At 72.7% G+C, this 14443-nt stretch carries 15 protein-coding genes; 8 read left to right on the top strand and 7 right to left on the bottom strand.

Annotation, left to right across the window (positions count from 1 at the left end; translation table 11 throughout):
* The 3 genes from ABZS66_RS55245 to ABZS66_RS55235 form a co-directional block, all read right to left on the bottom strand.
* Window positions 1–725 (bottom strand): sugar nucleotide-binding protein (locus ABZS66_RS55245; RefSeq protein WP_354771935.1); only part of this gene is annotated, 725 nt, incomplete at its 3' end.
* Window positions 722–1384, bottom strand: a complete 663-nt coding sequence (locus ABZS66_RS55240) for a response regulator transcription factor (protein WP_354771933.1) — start codon at window positions 1382–1384, stop codon at window positions 722–724. The genes ABZS66_RS55245 and ABZS66_RS55240, both read right to left, overlap by 4 nt.
* Entirely contained in the window at window positions 1359–2531 is a 1173-nt protein-coding gene (locus ABZS66_RS55235; RefSeq protein ID WP_354771931.1) for a sensor histidine kinase, read from the bottom strand. Before ABZS66_RS55235 ends, ABZS66_RS55240 begins: the two co-directional genes overlap by 26 nt.
* Before the next feature lie 160 nt (window positions 2532–2691).
* On the opposite strand from ABZS66_RS55235, the gene ABZS66_RS55230 reads away from it, so the two are divergent.
* Complete coding sequence (locus ABZS66_RS55230) at window positions 2692–4827, top strand: MMPL family transporter (RefSeq protein ID WP_354771929.1); 2136 nt, start codon at window positions 2692–2694, stop codon at window positions 4825–4827.
* A 44-nt stretch (window positions 4828–4871) separates the two neighbouring features.
* On the opposite strand, the gene ABZS66_RS55225 is transcribed toward ABZS66_RS55230, so the two are convergent.
* A complete protein-coding gene (locus ABZS66_RS55225) occupies window positions 4872–5939 on the bottom strand; it encodes a hypothetical protein (RefSeq protein ID WP_354771927.1) in 1068 nt (355 codons plus the stop codon).
* Window positions 5940–6062: 123 nt separating this feature from the next.
* On the opposite strand from ABZS66_RS55225, the gene ABZS66_RS55220 reads away from it, so the two are divergent.
* The 3 genes from ABZS66_RS55220 to ABZS66_RS55210 all read left to right on the top strand — a co-directional run bounded on the left by ABZS66_RS55220 (window position 6063) and on the right by ABZS66_RS55210 (window position 8769).
* Entirely contained in the window at window positions 6063–7148 is a 1086-nt protein-coding gene (locus tag ABZS66_RS55220) for a histidine kinase (RefSeq protein ID WP_354771925.1), read from the top strand.
* Window positions 7145–7798 carry a response regulator transcription factor gene (locus tag ABZS66_RS55215; protein WP_354771923.1) on the top strand — a complete coding sequence of 218 codons (654 nt, stop codon included), beginning with the start codon at window positions 7145–7147 and terminating at the stop codon, window positions 7796–7798. The genes ABZS66_RS55220 and ABZS66_RS55215 overlap by 4 nt, the downstream gene beginning before the upstream one ends.
* A 125-nt stretch (window positions 7799–7923) precedes the next feature.
* Window positions 7924–8769 carry an SDR family oxidoreductase gene (locus ABZS66_RS55210; RefSeq protein ID WP_354771921.1) on the top strand — a complete coding sequence of 282 codons (846 nt, stop codon included), beginning with the start codon at window positions 7924–7926 and terminating at the stop codon, window positions 8767–8769.
* Window positions 8770–8805: 36 nt separating this feature from the next.
* On the opposite strand, the gene ABZS66_RS55205 is transcribed toward ABZS66_RS55210, so the two are convergent.
* Together ABZS66_RS55205 and ABZS66_RS55200 are read right to left on the bottom strand one after the other, a co-directional pair.
* A complete protein-coding gene (locus ABZS66_RS55205) occupies window positions 8806–9759 on the bottom strand; it encodes an NAD(P)-dependent alcohol dehydrogenase (protein ID WP_354771919.1) in 954 nt (317 codons plus the stop codon).
* Window positions 9760–9915: 156 nt separating this feature from the next.
* A complete protein-coding gene (locus ABZS66_RS55200; protein WP_354771917.1) occupies window positions 9916–10329 on the bottom strand; it encodes a VOC family protein in 414 nt (137 codons plus the stop codon).
* A 195-nt stretch (window positions 10330–10524) separates the two neighbouring features.
* On the opposite strand from ABZS66_RS55200, the gene ABZS66_RS55195 reads away from it, so the two are divergent.
* Window positions 10525–10998, top strand: a complete 474-nt coding sequence (locus ABZS66_RS55195; RefSeq protein WP_354771915.1) for an SMI1/KNR4 family protein — start codon at window positions 10525–10527, stop codon at window positions 10996–10998.
* Between the two features lie 119 nt (window positions 10999–11117).
* On the opposite strand, the gene ABZS66_RS55190 is transcribed toward ABZS66_RS55195, so the two are convergent.
* Complete coding sequence (locus tag ABZS66_RS55190; RefSeq protein ID WP_354771913.1) at window positions 11118–11441, bottom strand: hypothetical protein; 324 nt, start codon at window positions 11439–11441, stop codon at window positions 11118–11120.
* A gap of 196 nt (window positions 11442–11637) precedes the next feature.
* Between ABZS66_RS55190 and ABZS66_RS55185 the strand changes: the two genes are divergently transcribed.
* The 3 genes from ABZS66_RS55185 to ABZS66_RS55175 form a co-directional block, all read left to right on the top strand.
* A complete protein-coding gene (locus tag ABZS66_RS55185; RefSeq protein ID WP_354771911.1) occupies window positions 11638–12309 on the top strand; it encodes a hypothetical protein in 672 nt (223 codons plus the stop codon).
* Between the two features lie 54 nt (window positions 12310–12363).
* Window positions 12364–12975, top strand: a complete 612-nt coding sequence (locus ABZS66_RS55180) for a hypothetical protein (RefSeq protein WP_354771909.1) — start codon at window positions 12364–12366, stop codon at window positions 12973–12975.
* 70 nt (window positions 12976–13045) lie between these two features.
* Window positions 13046–14443: tetratricopeptide repeat protein (locus ABZS66_RS55175; RefSeq protein ID WP_354771907.1), on the top strand; the 1398-nt coding region annotated here is incomplete at its 3' end.

The following is a 14443-nucleotide window of genomic DNA, read 5'->3' as shown; positions in this document are numbered from 1 at the left end:
GTCGCGGCGCGCGAGGCGGCCGGCAGCCGCGACGGGTCGAGGCCGTCCCGGCGGGCGATCAGCGTGCCCAGCTCGTGGCGGCTGACCGCGTCGGCGCCGGCGACGTGGTGGACGCCGCGGTGCCCGGTGCCGGCCAGCTCCAGCAGCGCCGCGGCGAGGTCGCTGACGTGGACCGGGCAGCGCACGTCGTCGGTGAAGAGCGCGCCGGGCGCGGTGCCGGCGACGAGGGCGTGGGCGGTCCGCTCGTGCAGCGACTCGCCGCCGCCGACGATGAGCGACGTGCGGGCGATGACCGCGGCCGGGTCCAGGCCGGCGACGGCGGTCTCGGCCGCGGCCTTCGCGGCGCCGTACGGCGTGATCGGGTCGGGCGGGCTGGTCTCGGGGTAGCGCTCGGCCGCGCCCGAGAACACCGCGTCGCTCGACACGTGCACGAGCCGGGCCCCGGCCGCGGCGGCCGCCGCCGCGACGTGCATGCCGCCGTCCGCCGTGGTGACCCAGTCGCCCTGCTGGTAGGCGGCGTTGACGACCACGTCCGGCCGGACCTCGGCGGCCAGCGCCGCGACCGCCGCGCGGTCGCGGATGTCGACCGCGCGCCAGTCGGCGCCGTCGATGGGCGCCGCGGCGCGGTGGAAGGTCGCGGTGGTCGGCCGGCCGGCGGCCAGGGCCTGCCGGACGAGCTCCCGCCCGAGCAGCCCGCTGCCGCCGACGACCAGGACGCTGCTCATAGGGAAGGGATGATACGGCGCGTCTCGTACGCCCACATGGCGATCTCCACCCGGTTGCGGGCGCCCAGCTTCGCCATGAGGCTCGCCAGGTGGGTCTTCACCGTGCTCAGGCTGATGTGCAGGGTGTCGGCGATCTCGGTGTTGGTCAGGCCGCGGGCGACGGCGAGCAGGACCTCCTCCTCGCGGGCGGTGACGGGGGCGATCGGCTGCGCGGCCGGCCGGCCCGCCGGCACGTCGGCGAACGTGCGCAGCAGGCGGACGGTGACGCTCGGCGCGATGAGGGCCTCGCCGTCGGCGGCCGACCGGACGGCCTGGGTCAGCAGCTCCGGCCCGGCGTCCTTGAGCAGGAAGCCGCGGGCGCCGTTGCGCAGGGCGCCGTAGACGTACTCGTCGAGGTCGAACGTGGTGATCACGACCACGACCAGCGGGTCGGCGACGCCGGGGCCGGCCAGCAGCCGGGTCGCCTCCAGCCCGTCGAGCACCGGCATCCGAATGTCGAACAGGCACACGTCGGGGCGCAGGTCGCGGGCCAGGCGGACCGCCTCCCGCCCGTCGGCGGCCTCGGCGACCACGTCGATGCCGGGCTGCGCGTTCAGCATGATGCGCAGCCCGGTCCGGATGATCGCCTGGTCGTCAGCGACGAGGACGCGGATGGGCACCGTTGTCCGTCCTTCCGCGGGGCAGTTCGGCCGCGACCCGCCAGCCCCGGTCGGGGCCCGGGCCGGCGTGCAGCTCGCCGCCGAGCAGGGTGGCGCGCTCGCGCAGCCCGGCCAGGCCGTACCCGTCGCGGACCCGGCCGGGGCGCGCGCCGTCGTCGTCGACGGTGACGCGGACCCGCCGCGGCTCGCCGCTCACCCGCACGACGACCTCGGTCGCGTCGGCCGCGTGCCGCATGGCGTTGGTCACCGACTCCTGCACGATGCGGTACACCGCCGCGTCCACGGTCGGCGGCAGGGCGTCGAGGTCGCCGTCGAGGCCGAGGTCGACCCGCAGCCGCCCACCCGGCGCCCGCACGAGCCGCTCCAGGTCGGCGACGCCGGCCGGTGGGGCCAGGTCGGCGCCGGCGCCGCGGTCGCGCAGCGCGGCGACCATGGCCCGCATCTCCTCCAGGGTGCGCGCGCCCTCCTCCTCGACCCCTTCGAGCGCCTCGACCGCGGCCGCCGGGTCGTTCCCGGCGACGACCCGGCCGGCCTGAGCGCGGATCACCATCGCCGACACGTGGTGAGCGACCGTGTCGTGCAGCTCGCGGGCCAGCTGCTCACGCTCGCGGGACCGCACCCGGTCGAGCTGCCGCTCGCGGGCGACCGCCCGGAACCGCACCGACGCGCCGACGACCCCGGGCAGCAGCAGGAACGCGAAGCCGACGAGCAACTCGACGGGCGGCGTGCCGTCGGTGACCCCCGAGAACAGGACGCCGGCGACGATCACCGCGGCGCCGATCACGACCTCCCGGCCCGAACCCCAGCGGGGCAGCGCGTACACCAGTAGCAGCATGACCAGGCCCGTGTAGGGGCCGACCGGGGCCGGCGGGTCGCCGATGAGCGTGGCCAGCCCGACTGCGGTCACGGCCGCGAACGCGAGCGCGATCGTGCCGAGCGGGTGGGTCCGCCGCCACAGGGTCAGCCCGACCAGCCACACGCCGAGCGCGACGGCGACCGGCGCCCACACGAGGTCGTCGCGCAGCACGGTCTCGGCGGCGAGCGCGGCCAGGCCCGCGGCGAGCACGACCCAGTCGCGCCACACCCGGCCGGGCGCGCCCGGCGGGCGGGGCTCGGTCCAGAGGGTTCGCAGGTCGTCGCGGAGCACGTTCTCAGCGTAGGGAGCCTGCGGCGGCGCACATCGGCCGAAAGGACGGTGCGCCGCTCGGCCCGGGGACGGGCGGAACCGCGGCTTCCGCGCCGATGTCCGGCGGCGCCGCGACGGCGAACCTCGGCGGTGACGAAAACCGCGACCCGGAGGAGCCCCGATGCTGTCGAATGCCCTGTCCCGCCTCGGCGGGAGCGCCGCCCGCCACCCGTGGCGGGTGATCGCGGCCTGGCTGCTGGCCGCGGCGGTCGCGGTGGTCGCCGCGGCGACCCTCGGCGGGCGCACCGCCGACGAGATGACCGCCCCCGGACTCGACTCGCAGCAGGCCGCCGCGCTCATCGAGCGGGCCGGCACCGGTCAGGCGGGGATGACCGCGCAGGTCGTCGCCACGCCGCTGGACGCCGGTTCGCCGGTACCGGAGGAGGCCCTCGCCCGCCTGCAGGACGAGCTGCGCCGCCTGCCGCACGTCGTCAGCGCCGCCGAGCTCGTCTCGCCCGACGGCCGCGTCGCCGTGGTCCGGGTGCAGTACCCCGACCAGGGCCAGCTGACGGCCGCCGACCTCGATGCCCTCGTGCGCCTGGTCGAGCGCCTGCGCGGGGAGCTGCCGCTGCGCATCGAGATGGGCGGCGACCTCTTCTACGTCTTCTCCGACGCCGGCGCCGGCCCCGGCGAGCTGATCGGCCTGCTCGCCGCGGCCGCGATCCTGTTCCTGGCGTTCGGCTCGCTCGTCGCCGCCGCGCTGCCCATCGGCATGGCGCTGTTCGGGCTCACCGTCGGCGTGTCCACCATGACGGTCCTCGCCGGCGCGATCCAGATCCCGACGTTCGCCCCGGTGCTCGGCAGCATGGTGGGCCTGGGCGTGGGCATCGACTACGCCCTGTTCGTCCTCGCCCGTCATCGCGAGTACCTCAGGCAGGGCGTCGAACACCACGCCGCCGCCGGGCTGGCGGTCGCCACCGCGGGGCGCCCGGTCGTCTTCGCCGGCGGTACCGTCGTCGTCTCGATCCTCGGCATGGCGGTCGCGAACGTCCCGTTCATGACGGTCGGCGGCCTCGCCGTTTCGATCGTCGTGCTGGTGATGGTGGTCGCGTCGGTGACGCTCCTGCCGGCGTTCCTGGGCCTCGCCGGTGCGCGGCTGGCCCGGTCCCACCGCCTCGGCCGCTCCCGCGGCATCGGCTGGCGCCCGTGGATCCGGCACGTCAACCGCCACCCGGCGCTGTACGCGATCGGCGCGACCGCGCTGCTGGTGACCGCGACCCTGCCGCTGTTCGCCCTGCGGGTCGGCCTGCCCGACGACGGCTCGCTGCCGTCGGGCCGCACCGAGCGCCAGGCCTACGACCTGGTGGCCGCGGCGTTCGGCCCCGGCACCAACGGCCCGCTCGTGATCGCCGTGGACCTCGCCGGTGACCCGGCCGTGGCGGACCGCCTGGCCACGGCCGTCGCCGCCGACCCGGGCATCGCGTCGGTCGCCCCGCCGCAGGTCGACACCGCAGCCGGCGTCGCGACCCTGGTGGTGGTCCCGACCACGGGCCCGCAGGACCGCGCGACGGCGGACACGGTGGCCCGGCTCCGCGCGACGGTCCTCCCGTCGGTGGTCGGCGCCGGCCCGGCGTCGGCGCACGTCGGCGGTGCCGCGGCCGCGCTGTCGGACGTGGGCCGCCGTACCAGCGAGCGTCTCCCGTTCTTCGTGGCCGCGGTCCTGGCCCTGTCGTTCGTCCTGTTGCTGCTGGTCTTCCGCTCGGTGCTGGTCCCGTTGAAGGCGGTGCTGCTCAACCTGCTGAGCATCGGTGCCTCGTACGGGGTGCTGGTGGCGGTGTTCCAGTGGGGCTGGGGTGGTTCGCTGATCGGCCTGGAGTCGACGGTACCGATCGTGTCGTTCATTCCCATGTTCCTGTTCGCGATCCTGTTCGGTCTGTCGATGGATTACGAGGTCTTCCTGCTCTCGCGGGTCCGTGAGGAGTACGACCGCACCGGTGACAACGCCGCGGCGGTGGTGGAGGGGGTGGCCGGCACGGCGCGGGTGATCACGTCGGCGGCCCTGATCATGGTGGCGGTGTTCCTGTCGTTCTCGTTCGCCGGGGACCCGTCGACGAAGATGTTCGGCCTGGGGCTGGCGACGGCCATCTTCGTGGACGCGACGGTGGTCCGGATGGTCCTGGTCCCGGCGACGATGACGCTGCTGGGCCGCGCGAACTGGTGGCTCCCGGCCTGGCTGGACCGCCTGCTGCCCGGCCGCCCGGTGCCACCGGCCGCGGCGGTGGAGGCCCCGCCCCGCGAGCCGGCGCACCAGCGCTGAGCTGCCCTTGGCTGCGTACCGGGCGCCCGCCCGGTACGCGGCCCTCAGGGTTGGAAGTCGACCTCCGGGAACTGGGCGGACTCGCCGCACAGCAATGGAGCCGACCGGTCGGTGAGCCACGCGGTGGCGAACGTGCGTGTGATCGCCAGCGCCCGCCGGCCGTCGATCGGCCCGAGCTCGAACACCCCGCCGATGTCCACGGTGGCCTTGAAGACGGTCAGATCGGTGAAGTCGTGGTGCTCGGCCCCGTCGACGACCAGATGCCGTCGAGGCCCGCGGAGCCGGTCGTAGAAGGCGGCCCAGTCCGGGTCCTCCGCCCGGCGGTGGCCCTGGTTGCCCAGCAGCAGGAAGGGTGCGCGCAGGCTCGCGTCGCCCAACGGGTTGCCGTCGATGGCGATGCCCGCGGCGAACCGGTGATCCTGGTCGATGGCGTCGATGGCGGTACGGCTGCCGAGCGAGTGACCCACGACCGCCGCCCGGTCGCCCAGCCGGCCGAGCACGAACCGGACATCGGCGACCCGGGTCGCCAGCAGCGTGGCCTCGTCCACATCGGATGGTGGGAGCTCGACCCGCCCGTCCGTGAACTCCACCGGCGCGTCGAAGGTGTGGTCGATCGCGGCCACCACGAGCCCCCGGCTCGCCAGCTCGGTCAGCAGGCCGGTGTAGAAGGCGGCGTTGGTGCTCCGGCCGGGCGAGAACAGCACGAGCGGGTGCGTACCGGCGGCACGGGGCGCGTTCGTCCGGCCGGGCGTCGGGAACGTCAACAGGTCCGGCGGGTGGTCGGTGTCCGTGAGCATGTTGATCTCGCCGACGAGGAGCCGGCTGAGGGTCGGGCCCAGGTACGGGGTGAGCGGCCCGGGGCTGCGGCGGGCCGGGTACCACAGGCGCACCATCAGCTCCCGGGGACGCCGGGTCGGGGCGAGCGGGTCGGTGCGGCGGCGGTCGACGAGGTGCAGGTCGACCGAGCCGACCGGGTACGGGCCGGTCGGCGCGGGCAGCCGCAGCGCCGGTGTCGCCATGGCCGCGGCCGCGTCGGCGGGCCCGGCGAGCAGCACGGTGCCTGCGGCGATCGCGGTACCGGTGCCGAGCAGCGTACGTCGGGTCATCTGCATGGAACGAACCGTAGGCGCGCGACGACCCGGTGCGCGTCGCCCGGCAGAGCCATCCGCGTAGCTCGCCAGGGGTACCCCGCCGCGGGGATGGCCCCGGGCGCGTGACGGGGCGACAATGCCCGGGTGACTGGGCTCGCTGACATCGGCCGGCGGCTACTGGCCTGGCGGGACTGGCCGGTGGTGTCCGGCGTGCTGCTGGCCGTGGCCGGCGTGGCCGAGGCACACCTGGTCGGGCTGTCCGACGAGGGGGTTGCGGCGAGTGTGGCGGCGACGGCGCCGCTGGCCGTTCGGCACCGTTTCCCGACCGTGGTGGCGGTCGTCGTCGCCGCAGCCGTGGTCGCCCTGCTCACCATGCGCCCGATGCTGCCCGTCACGGCCCTGGTCGGCCAGCTCGCTGTGCTGTACCAGGTCGCCGCGCGGCACCGTCGCCGGCTCACCGGCCTGGCCGTGATCCCGCTGGCCGGCAACGCGGTGTACCCGTACAGCGGCGACAGCACGGCCCGCCCGCTCGCCCTGCTCCTGCTCTGCCTGGGCCTGGCCGCGGCCTGGCTCGGCGACGCGCGGCGGGTGCGCGGGCAGCTGCTCACCGAGCGGGCAATCCTCGACGAGCGTTCCCGCATCGCCCGGGAGCTGCACGACGTGGTGGCGCACCACGTGTCACTGATGGTGGTTCGGGCCGAAACGGCCCGCGTGGCCACGCCCGGACTGCCGGCAGCCGGCCGGGAGAGTCTCGCCGCGATCCGGGACACCGGCCGGGAGGCGCTCACCGAGCTGCGCCGGCTGCTGACGGTCCTGCGGGCCGATCCGGACGAGCCGGCCGCCCGGAACCCCCAACCGGGGCTGGACCAGCTCGACGAGCTCGTGGCGGCCGCCCGCGTCGGCGGAATGCCGGTGACGCTGCGCCGCGAAGGTGTCGTGCACCCGGTGCCGGCCGGGGTCGAGCTCTGCGCGTACCGCATCATCCAGGAGGCCCTCACGAACGTGCGGCGACACGCGCCCGGCGCCTCAGCCACGGTGGTCCTGCGCCACGGCGACGGCCTGTGGCTGTCGGTGCGGGACGACGGCGGACCGGCCCCGGCCGTCCGCGAGGGGCACGGCCTGCTCGGCATGCGGGAGCGGGCCGCGCTCGTCGGCGGCGTCCTGCGCGCCGGCCCGACCGCCACCGGCTTCCTGGTCGAGGCCGACCTGCCGACCGGCGGCCCGCGGTGATCCGCGTCGTCATCGCCGACGACCACCAGGTCGTGCGCACCGGGTTCGCGGCGATGCTGCACACGCAGCCGGACCTCACTGTGGTCGGCGACGCGGCCACCGGCGCGGAGGCCGTCGAGGTGTGCCGGCGGGAGCGCCCCGACGTGGTGTTGATGGACATCCGGATGCCCGGCCTCGACGGCATCGAGGCGACGCGGCAGCTCACCAGCGGCGCCGACTGGGCAAGGATCATCATGCTGACCACGTTCGACCTCGACGAGTACGTCTACGATGCGCTCGTCGCCGGCGCCAGCGGCTTCCTGCTCAAGGACCTCACCGCCGACGACCTCATCGCGGCCGTTCGCGTCGTGGCGGCCGGCGACGCACTGCTGGCCCCGTCGGTGACCCGCCGGCTGATCAGGCAGTTCGCCCAGGCCCGGCGAGTGGTGCGCCCGGCGAAGCTGGGGACGCTGACCGCGCGTGAGACCGAGATCGTGAGCCTGGTCGCCGAGGGGCTGTCCAACGCCGAGATCGCCACCCGGCTCGCGATCAGCGACGAGACGGTGAAGACCCACGTGAGCCGGGTATTCATCAAGCTGGACCTGCGCGACCGCACCCAGATCGTCGTGTACGCGTACGAGACCGGACTCGTCGTACCCGGCTCACGCTGACAGCAGCGCCGAAGACCGTGCAAGGTACTCGGTCAGCGTTTCGCGCGCGGCCACCCGCGGCCGCGTGCCGCTGTCGAACGGGGCGATCGCGGGGAGAATGGCACGGAGATTCCGGAGGAGAGATCATGCGGCGATTCGAGGGCAAGGTCGCGCTCGTCACGGCGGCGGCACAGGGCATCGGGCAGGCTGTCGTGCGGCGGGTCGCCGCCGAGGGCGGTGCGGTGGTCGTCACGGACCTGCGGGAGGACGCGGCCGCAGCGCTGGCCGAGGAGATCGGCGCGGAGCACGCGCTCGGGCTCAAGGTCGATGTCACCTCACGCGCCGACGTCGACGCCGCGGTCGCCGCGGCGGTCGGGCGGTTTGGCCGGCTCGATCTGGTGGTGAACAACGCGGGCGGCTGCATCGTCACCTCGATGCCCGAGGACACTTCAGCCGAGGACTGGCTCCGTCAGCTCGACTTCACCCTCGTCGGCGCCGCCCGTTGCATTCAGGCGGCTATCCCGCACCTGGTGAAGACTCGCGGCAACGTGGTCACGATCAGCTCGGTAAACGGCGTCGCGGCCTTCGGCAACGTGGAGTACGCCGCGGCGAAAGCCGGCCAGATCGCGATGTCGCGGAACTACGCCGCCCGGTACGGTCCGCTCGGCGTGCGCTTCAACGTAGTCGCCCCAGGCACCATCCGGACACCCAATTGGGACTCTCAGCCGGACGCACTGGAGAACCTCAAAGGAATGTACCCGCTCGGCCGCGTCGGCGAACCAGAGGACATCGCGGCAGCGGTCGCGTTCCTCGGCTCCGACGACGCCGCATGGATCACCGGACACACCCTACCCGTAGAGGGTGGCGTGCTGACCGGCCCCAACCCGATCGACCTGAGCCCGCCCGACACGCTCCACAAAGGACTTCAGCAACCACGCGTCAATCCGCCGACACCCGAGACCGGCATGAACGCACGCTCTACGCAGCCATGAGCGCGCACCTGAATCATCTCGACAAAGAGATCAAGGTCAGCTCACGCTGACGACGACCTTGCCCAGCGCGTGTCCCTCGCCCACCCGGGCCAGCGCCGCGGGTACCTCGTCGAGGGTGAAGGTGTGGTCGATGTGAATCTTGAGGTCACCCGCTGCGCATCGTTCGGTCACCGGTTCGAAGTGCGCCGGCCCCTCCTTGACGGCGAGCACACTGAGCCGGCGACGCGTGAGCAGACCGGTCAGTGAGCCGAGGGTCAGGACGCGCAGCAGCGCGGATACCGATCCACCGACACACCTGTAACGGCCGCCGCGGGCCAGTGCTCGGCGGTAGGCGAACACCGACCGGTGTGCCACCAGGTCGAGGATGAGGTCGTACGGGCCGCGGCGGGTGAAGTCCTCGCTGCGGTAGTCGATCACCTCGTCCGCTCCGAGTGATCGCATGAAGTCGAGCTTGCCGGCGTTGTCGACACCGGTCACGTGCGCACCGAGTCGCTTGGCGAGTTGGATCGCGAACGAGCCGGAACCTCCACCGGCACCGTTGACCAGGACCCGGTGACCGGCTTCGGTGCCGTCGGTCCCTTGCCAGGCGATCGCACCGGCCTGCGGGATGGTCGACGCCTCGACGAAGGTCAGCCCCGAGGGCTTCGTCGCCAGCACCGACTCGGGAGCGATCGCGTACTCGGCGAACCCGCCCTTGAGGGCGAGGTTGTCGCCGTACACCTCGTCACCGGGCCGGAACCGGGTCACACCCGAGCCGACCGCATCGACCCAACCGGCGATGTCCGAGCCGAGTGTCCGGCGTGCCGGCGCACGCAGCCCACCGATGCGCGAATACAGCGGTGTGCCGCGCAGGGTCTCCCAGTCGCTGAGATTGACCGACGTCGCCGCAACCCTGACGAGCACCTGACCGGCTGCGGGTGACGGCATGGGAAGGCTCTCGATCCGCAACACGTCCGGTGGCCCGTAACGGTCGTACACGACTGCTCTCATCCGCGTCATACCCCAACTCTCCGCTCGACGGCGGCCGGTCCGGCATCCACTTCGGAGGGTCGGCAACCACGTCCTTCTGTAGCATGCCGAGACAAGCCGCTGACAGCAGCGCCTACGCGCCGTCAGCGGCTGCTTGGGGATGGTTGGGGGTGCCCGCTACGCAACGAGCATGCAGAATGGGTGGCCCGAGAGATCCGCGAATACGTACAACGGCTCGTCGGGGTCATCGGTCCGGTCGAGCAGGAGCTCTGCACCCAGGGCCTCCGCCCGCTCACGCTGCCGGTGCAACTCGGCCCGGCTGGAGACCGTGAAATCGACGTGCAGCTGCATCGGGACGTCATGCCGGGGCCAGGTTGTCCGGGGCAGGTGAGCGACCTGCTGGAAAGCGAGCCTTCGCGCTCCGGCGGAGTCCACGAGCACGAGCCAGTCCGCGTCGTCAGCCGACCCGTCTGCGGGCGGTTCATCACCGGGCCGGTACCGCAGCCCGAGCAGCTGCCGGTAGAACTCGGCGAGTTGTCGCGGTCTGGTGGTGTCGAGAACGGTGTGCAACAACTGGGGATACTCAGCCATAACCCTGTACCTCCAACCGGCTCGACCATATGCTGTCGAGCCGTAACGCGCGCGCAGCGGAGCGCCGTGCGCCGGGGGCCGTTCTGCGGCATGATCCTTTCTGTGGGTTGGTCGTCGTTGTTCGAGTTCAGCGCGCCTCGGCCGGGTGCTACTCGGCGCCAGCTGACGGATTTCGTGCGCCAGGTGGCCCAACCGGTGACCGAGCAGGAGATCGCCGCCATCGCGGCCGGGCAGCGCAACCCGTTCCCGCCCCATGACCCGCTGTCCGCCGCCTGGCGGCCGATCGACGCCCGGCGGTGGCGGGTGCCCGGCCGCCCGCCGCCGGCGAGCTACCTCACCTGGTTGTCGTGGTCGAACGGCGGGGTCTTCGGCAACGGCGAGCGGTGGTTTCAGCTGTTGCCGGTCGACGGCCCGGGCGGAGTGCGGGCGATGCTGCTGGCGTACGAGCTTCCCGAGTACATGCCCGGGGCCCTGCCGTTCGCGCTCAACGGCGGCGGGGTCTTCTACCTGTTCGACATGCGCGCCCCGGCGGATGCCGACGGGGAGTACCCGGTGGTCGCTTCACACGCGGGCAACCTCGGCTGGAACACCGACGACGAATGCTGGCTGGTGGCCGACCGTCTGGAGCAGGCCTGCCGAGGACGAACCAACGTCGAAGAACGCGACTGACCGCGCACGGCCCTGCCGGCCACCGACACCAACGGTAGGAACGCACACCCGCAGCGGCACACTCCGTGCTTCGTGAACCGCGCGCGTCGACCATCGGATCAAGGCGTGGCTTGATCAGCTCATCCGTCCACGACTTCGTTGCCGTCGCAGTCGTAGACCCGCGCCGCTTCAAGCAGGGCGTCGTGCCAGGCGCGTTCGCTGTCGGTGAGCCGCCGCCAGTCGTTGCCACGGACCTCCCACATCGCGACCAGGCCGAGCAGCTCCTCGGGAGCTGTGGCAGCGAACAGCTGTCCATCCCTGGTCGCCGTGTACGAGCTTGATGTGGTCCCGTTGGCGTCGCCCACGTAGCTCAACGCGACCGCATATCCCTTCTGCCGCAGCACCTGAAGCGCCGGCAGCGCAGTATTGCCCGCAATCGAGATCCTTACGCTGCTGTCCGACACGCCACGCTTCCCATCGAGTTCATCGGATTCCAAGCTCACCCCGGCATCCAGATCGCAATGCGCAGCTACCGTACTCGACGAGGCCGAGTGCGGGTCACAGTTGAGGACGCACGGCAACGCACTCGTCGTGGCTGGATCCGGACGCCAAGATCTCCGTACAGAGGCAGCAACGTCGGCGTAGGGTCGCTCGGTGACCGTGTACGACATCGCCGCGAGGCTGCCACCGATCGACGTGCTGCGTGACCGTTGCAAGGCGCTCGCGGTGCTGGAGCGCATCATCGACGGTGGTGAGCCGTACTACGCCTACACCAGGCAGTGGGGTGACGACGAGGCGGCGCTGATGAGCAACGGCAGCGGCGACGAATGGGCCGTCGTGTTCACCGCACAGGGCACCTTCATCCGCGTGTTCGACCACGAGTCTCCGATGACGCCGTACCGCGACCCGGACCATGAGCTGTGGCCGGGTCTGCTCGACGGAGTCCCTCCGGTGTTTCGTCCGCAGGTCGAGGAGCCGGCGTTCGGCGACGAGGAGGGACAGTTCCTCGCCACCGCGGTGCTCTGGCGGCATGCCGGTGACGATCGCTGGCATACCGGAGAGAACATCGTCTTCCCGCCGTCACGTGGACTGTACGACACCGACCCCGACGGGTCCGGCATGCTCGGAATTCTGCTCGACGACATCGTCGACCGATACGCCGAGTTCGCCGCGGACTACTACGAGATCGAGGTCGACCGTGCCGCGGTCGAGCACATCGTCGCGCATCGTCCGCTCACCGATACCGTGGTGCGGGCACTGAACCCCAGCGCGACGATAGAGGAGCTGGGCAACGATGTCGCTCTGATCGGATATCCGGTCGAGACTCCGTGACCGTGGAGCACCGGGGCGGACCGACGGCAGGTCCGTCCGCTATCGTGCCGGATCATGGTTCGTCGGATCGCCGTGCTGGCCACGTGTGCTGCTGTCCTCGCCGGGTGCAACGGTCCGGCTGGAGCTGACGGCGCTCCGAGCGTGGCGGCGTCGACGCAGCGCTCGATCCAGGCTCGTTGGTGGGAGTGGGCCGCAGCCGAACCCCTCGGCACCAACCCGGTCTCCGACGGTACGGGCGAGGACTGCGACCGCAATCAGCCCGATGACGTCTGGTTCCTTGCCGGCACGTTCGGCGGCTCGGCGCAGCGGCGTTGCACGGTCCCGCTCGGCGTGGCACTCGTGGCCCCGGCGATCGACTTCGTCGGCGGTGACCAAGCTGCCTGCACCGCCTTCATGGCGGACGCGACCGGCACGATCGAGGTTGACGGCACGGCGCTGTCCCTGGACCGCATCGACGGCGAACCCATCACGTTCATCACTCGGCAGGGCAACCCGGTGACCGAAACCTCCGGGAGGACACGCGGCATCGGCTGCGGCCTGTGGGCGCGGATCAACCCACCCAGCGCCGGCGAGCACACCGTCCGCATCCACGGTGAGTCGGGTAGCTTCGTGGTGGACGCCGAGTACACGCTGGTGGTGTCCGCGACGAGGCAATCCGCGGCGTGAGGCGCTCAACTCCCGTCGCACGGTCGGATGGGTGATTGTCCCGCCGGGCGGTGCGGGTTACGGTTCGGCCGTGGCGGAGTCCGAGGACGACCTGGCCACCGCTGTCGCGCACGCGCGGGAGGGCAGGGCGCTCGCCGACCGGCATGACGACCGGGCCGCCATCGAGTGCTACCGCGCCGCGCTGCCGCCCGCCGAGCGGGCCTGTGCGGCCGAGGGGACCGACGACCACATCCGGTTCGTGGTCTATCTGCACGACATGCTCGGTGTGCTCACGCTCGGGCAGTCGTGGCTCGACGACGCCGAGCACCACTTCAGCGCGGCGCTGCGGTTGAGTCGTGAGCGGGAGCCCGGGGGGACCGACGAGGCGAAGTTCGTCAACAACCTCGGGGCCGTCGCGCGGGCGCGCGGGGACCAGCGGGCGGCGCTGCGGTGGTACCGGGAAGCGCTGGAGATCGCCGGGCGGATCGAACCGCCGCCCGACGCGATCGGCAGCTACCTCAGCAACATCGGCACCGCGCTGCTCGCCCTCGGCGGGCTCGACCACGCGCTCGCGTTCTTCCGGCGGGCGCTGGAGATCGACGAGCGGGTCGACCCCGCCGCGGCGGCAACCGACCGCAGCCTCATCGGCTCCGTGCTCATCGAGTACGGCGACCTCGAGGATGCGCGTGAGCACTACGAGGCGGCCCTCGCCTTCCACGAGGCGCACGACCCCGGCTCGTTCGAGACCGCGCGGGAGCTGGTCAACGTCGGCTACGTGCACCGGCTGACCGGCAACCTCGACGAGGCGCTGCGGCACTACCTGCGGGCGCTGGACATCGACCAGCGGATCGCGCCCGACGGCGCGGAGACCGCCGCCGACCTCAACAACATCGCCCGCGTCTACCGGGAGCGCGGCGACGTCGACCGGTGCCGCGCCTACCTGGTCCGGGCCGTGGAGATCAGCCGGCGGGTCGCGCCGCGCTCACAGCGCACGGCGGTGCGGCTGACCAACCTCGCCGAGCTGGACCGGCAGGCCGGGCGCCTGGAGGAGGCGCGGCGCGGCTTCACCGAGGCGCTGCGGATCGACGAGGCCGTGGCGCCGCAGTCGCTGGAGACCGTCCGCGACCTCAACAACCTCGCCGCGCTGGCCCTCGCCGACCACGACCTCGACACCGCGCGTGACCTGACCCGGCGGGCGCTGGACATCTCGCTGCGCGTCGCACCCCGCTCCGACAACACCGCGAACAGCTACGGCACCCTCGCCGCGATCGCCCGCGAGCGGGGCGCGCCCGACGTGGCGATCCGGTGGGCGCGCGCCGCGCTGGCCATCGACCGCCGCCGGACGCCCCTGGCCCCGCCGACCGTGACCGACCTGGTGAACCTGGCCGTGCTGTACGGCGACGCGGGCGACACCGACCGGGCCGTCGAGCACTACGCCCTGCTGCTGATCGGCGTGCTGGTGGTGGCCATCGTCCTCGCGATCCGGGTC

The organism is Dactylosporangium sp. NPDC005572 (assembly GCF_040605515.1).
Lineage (GTDB): Bacteria > Actinomycetota > Actinomycetes > Mycobacteriales > Micromonosporaceae > Dactylosporangium.
This window is presented reverse-complemented; position numbering and strand designations above follow the sequence as displayed.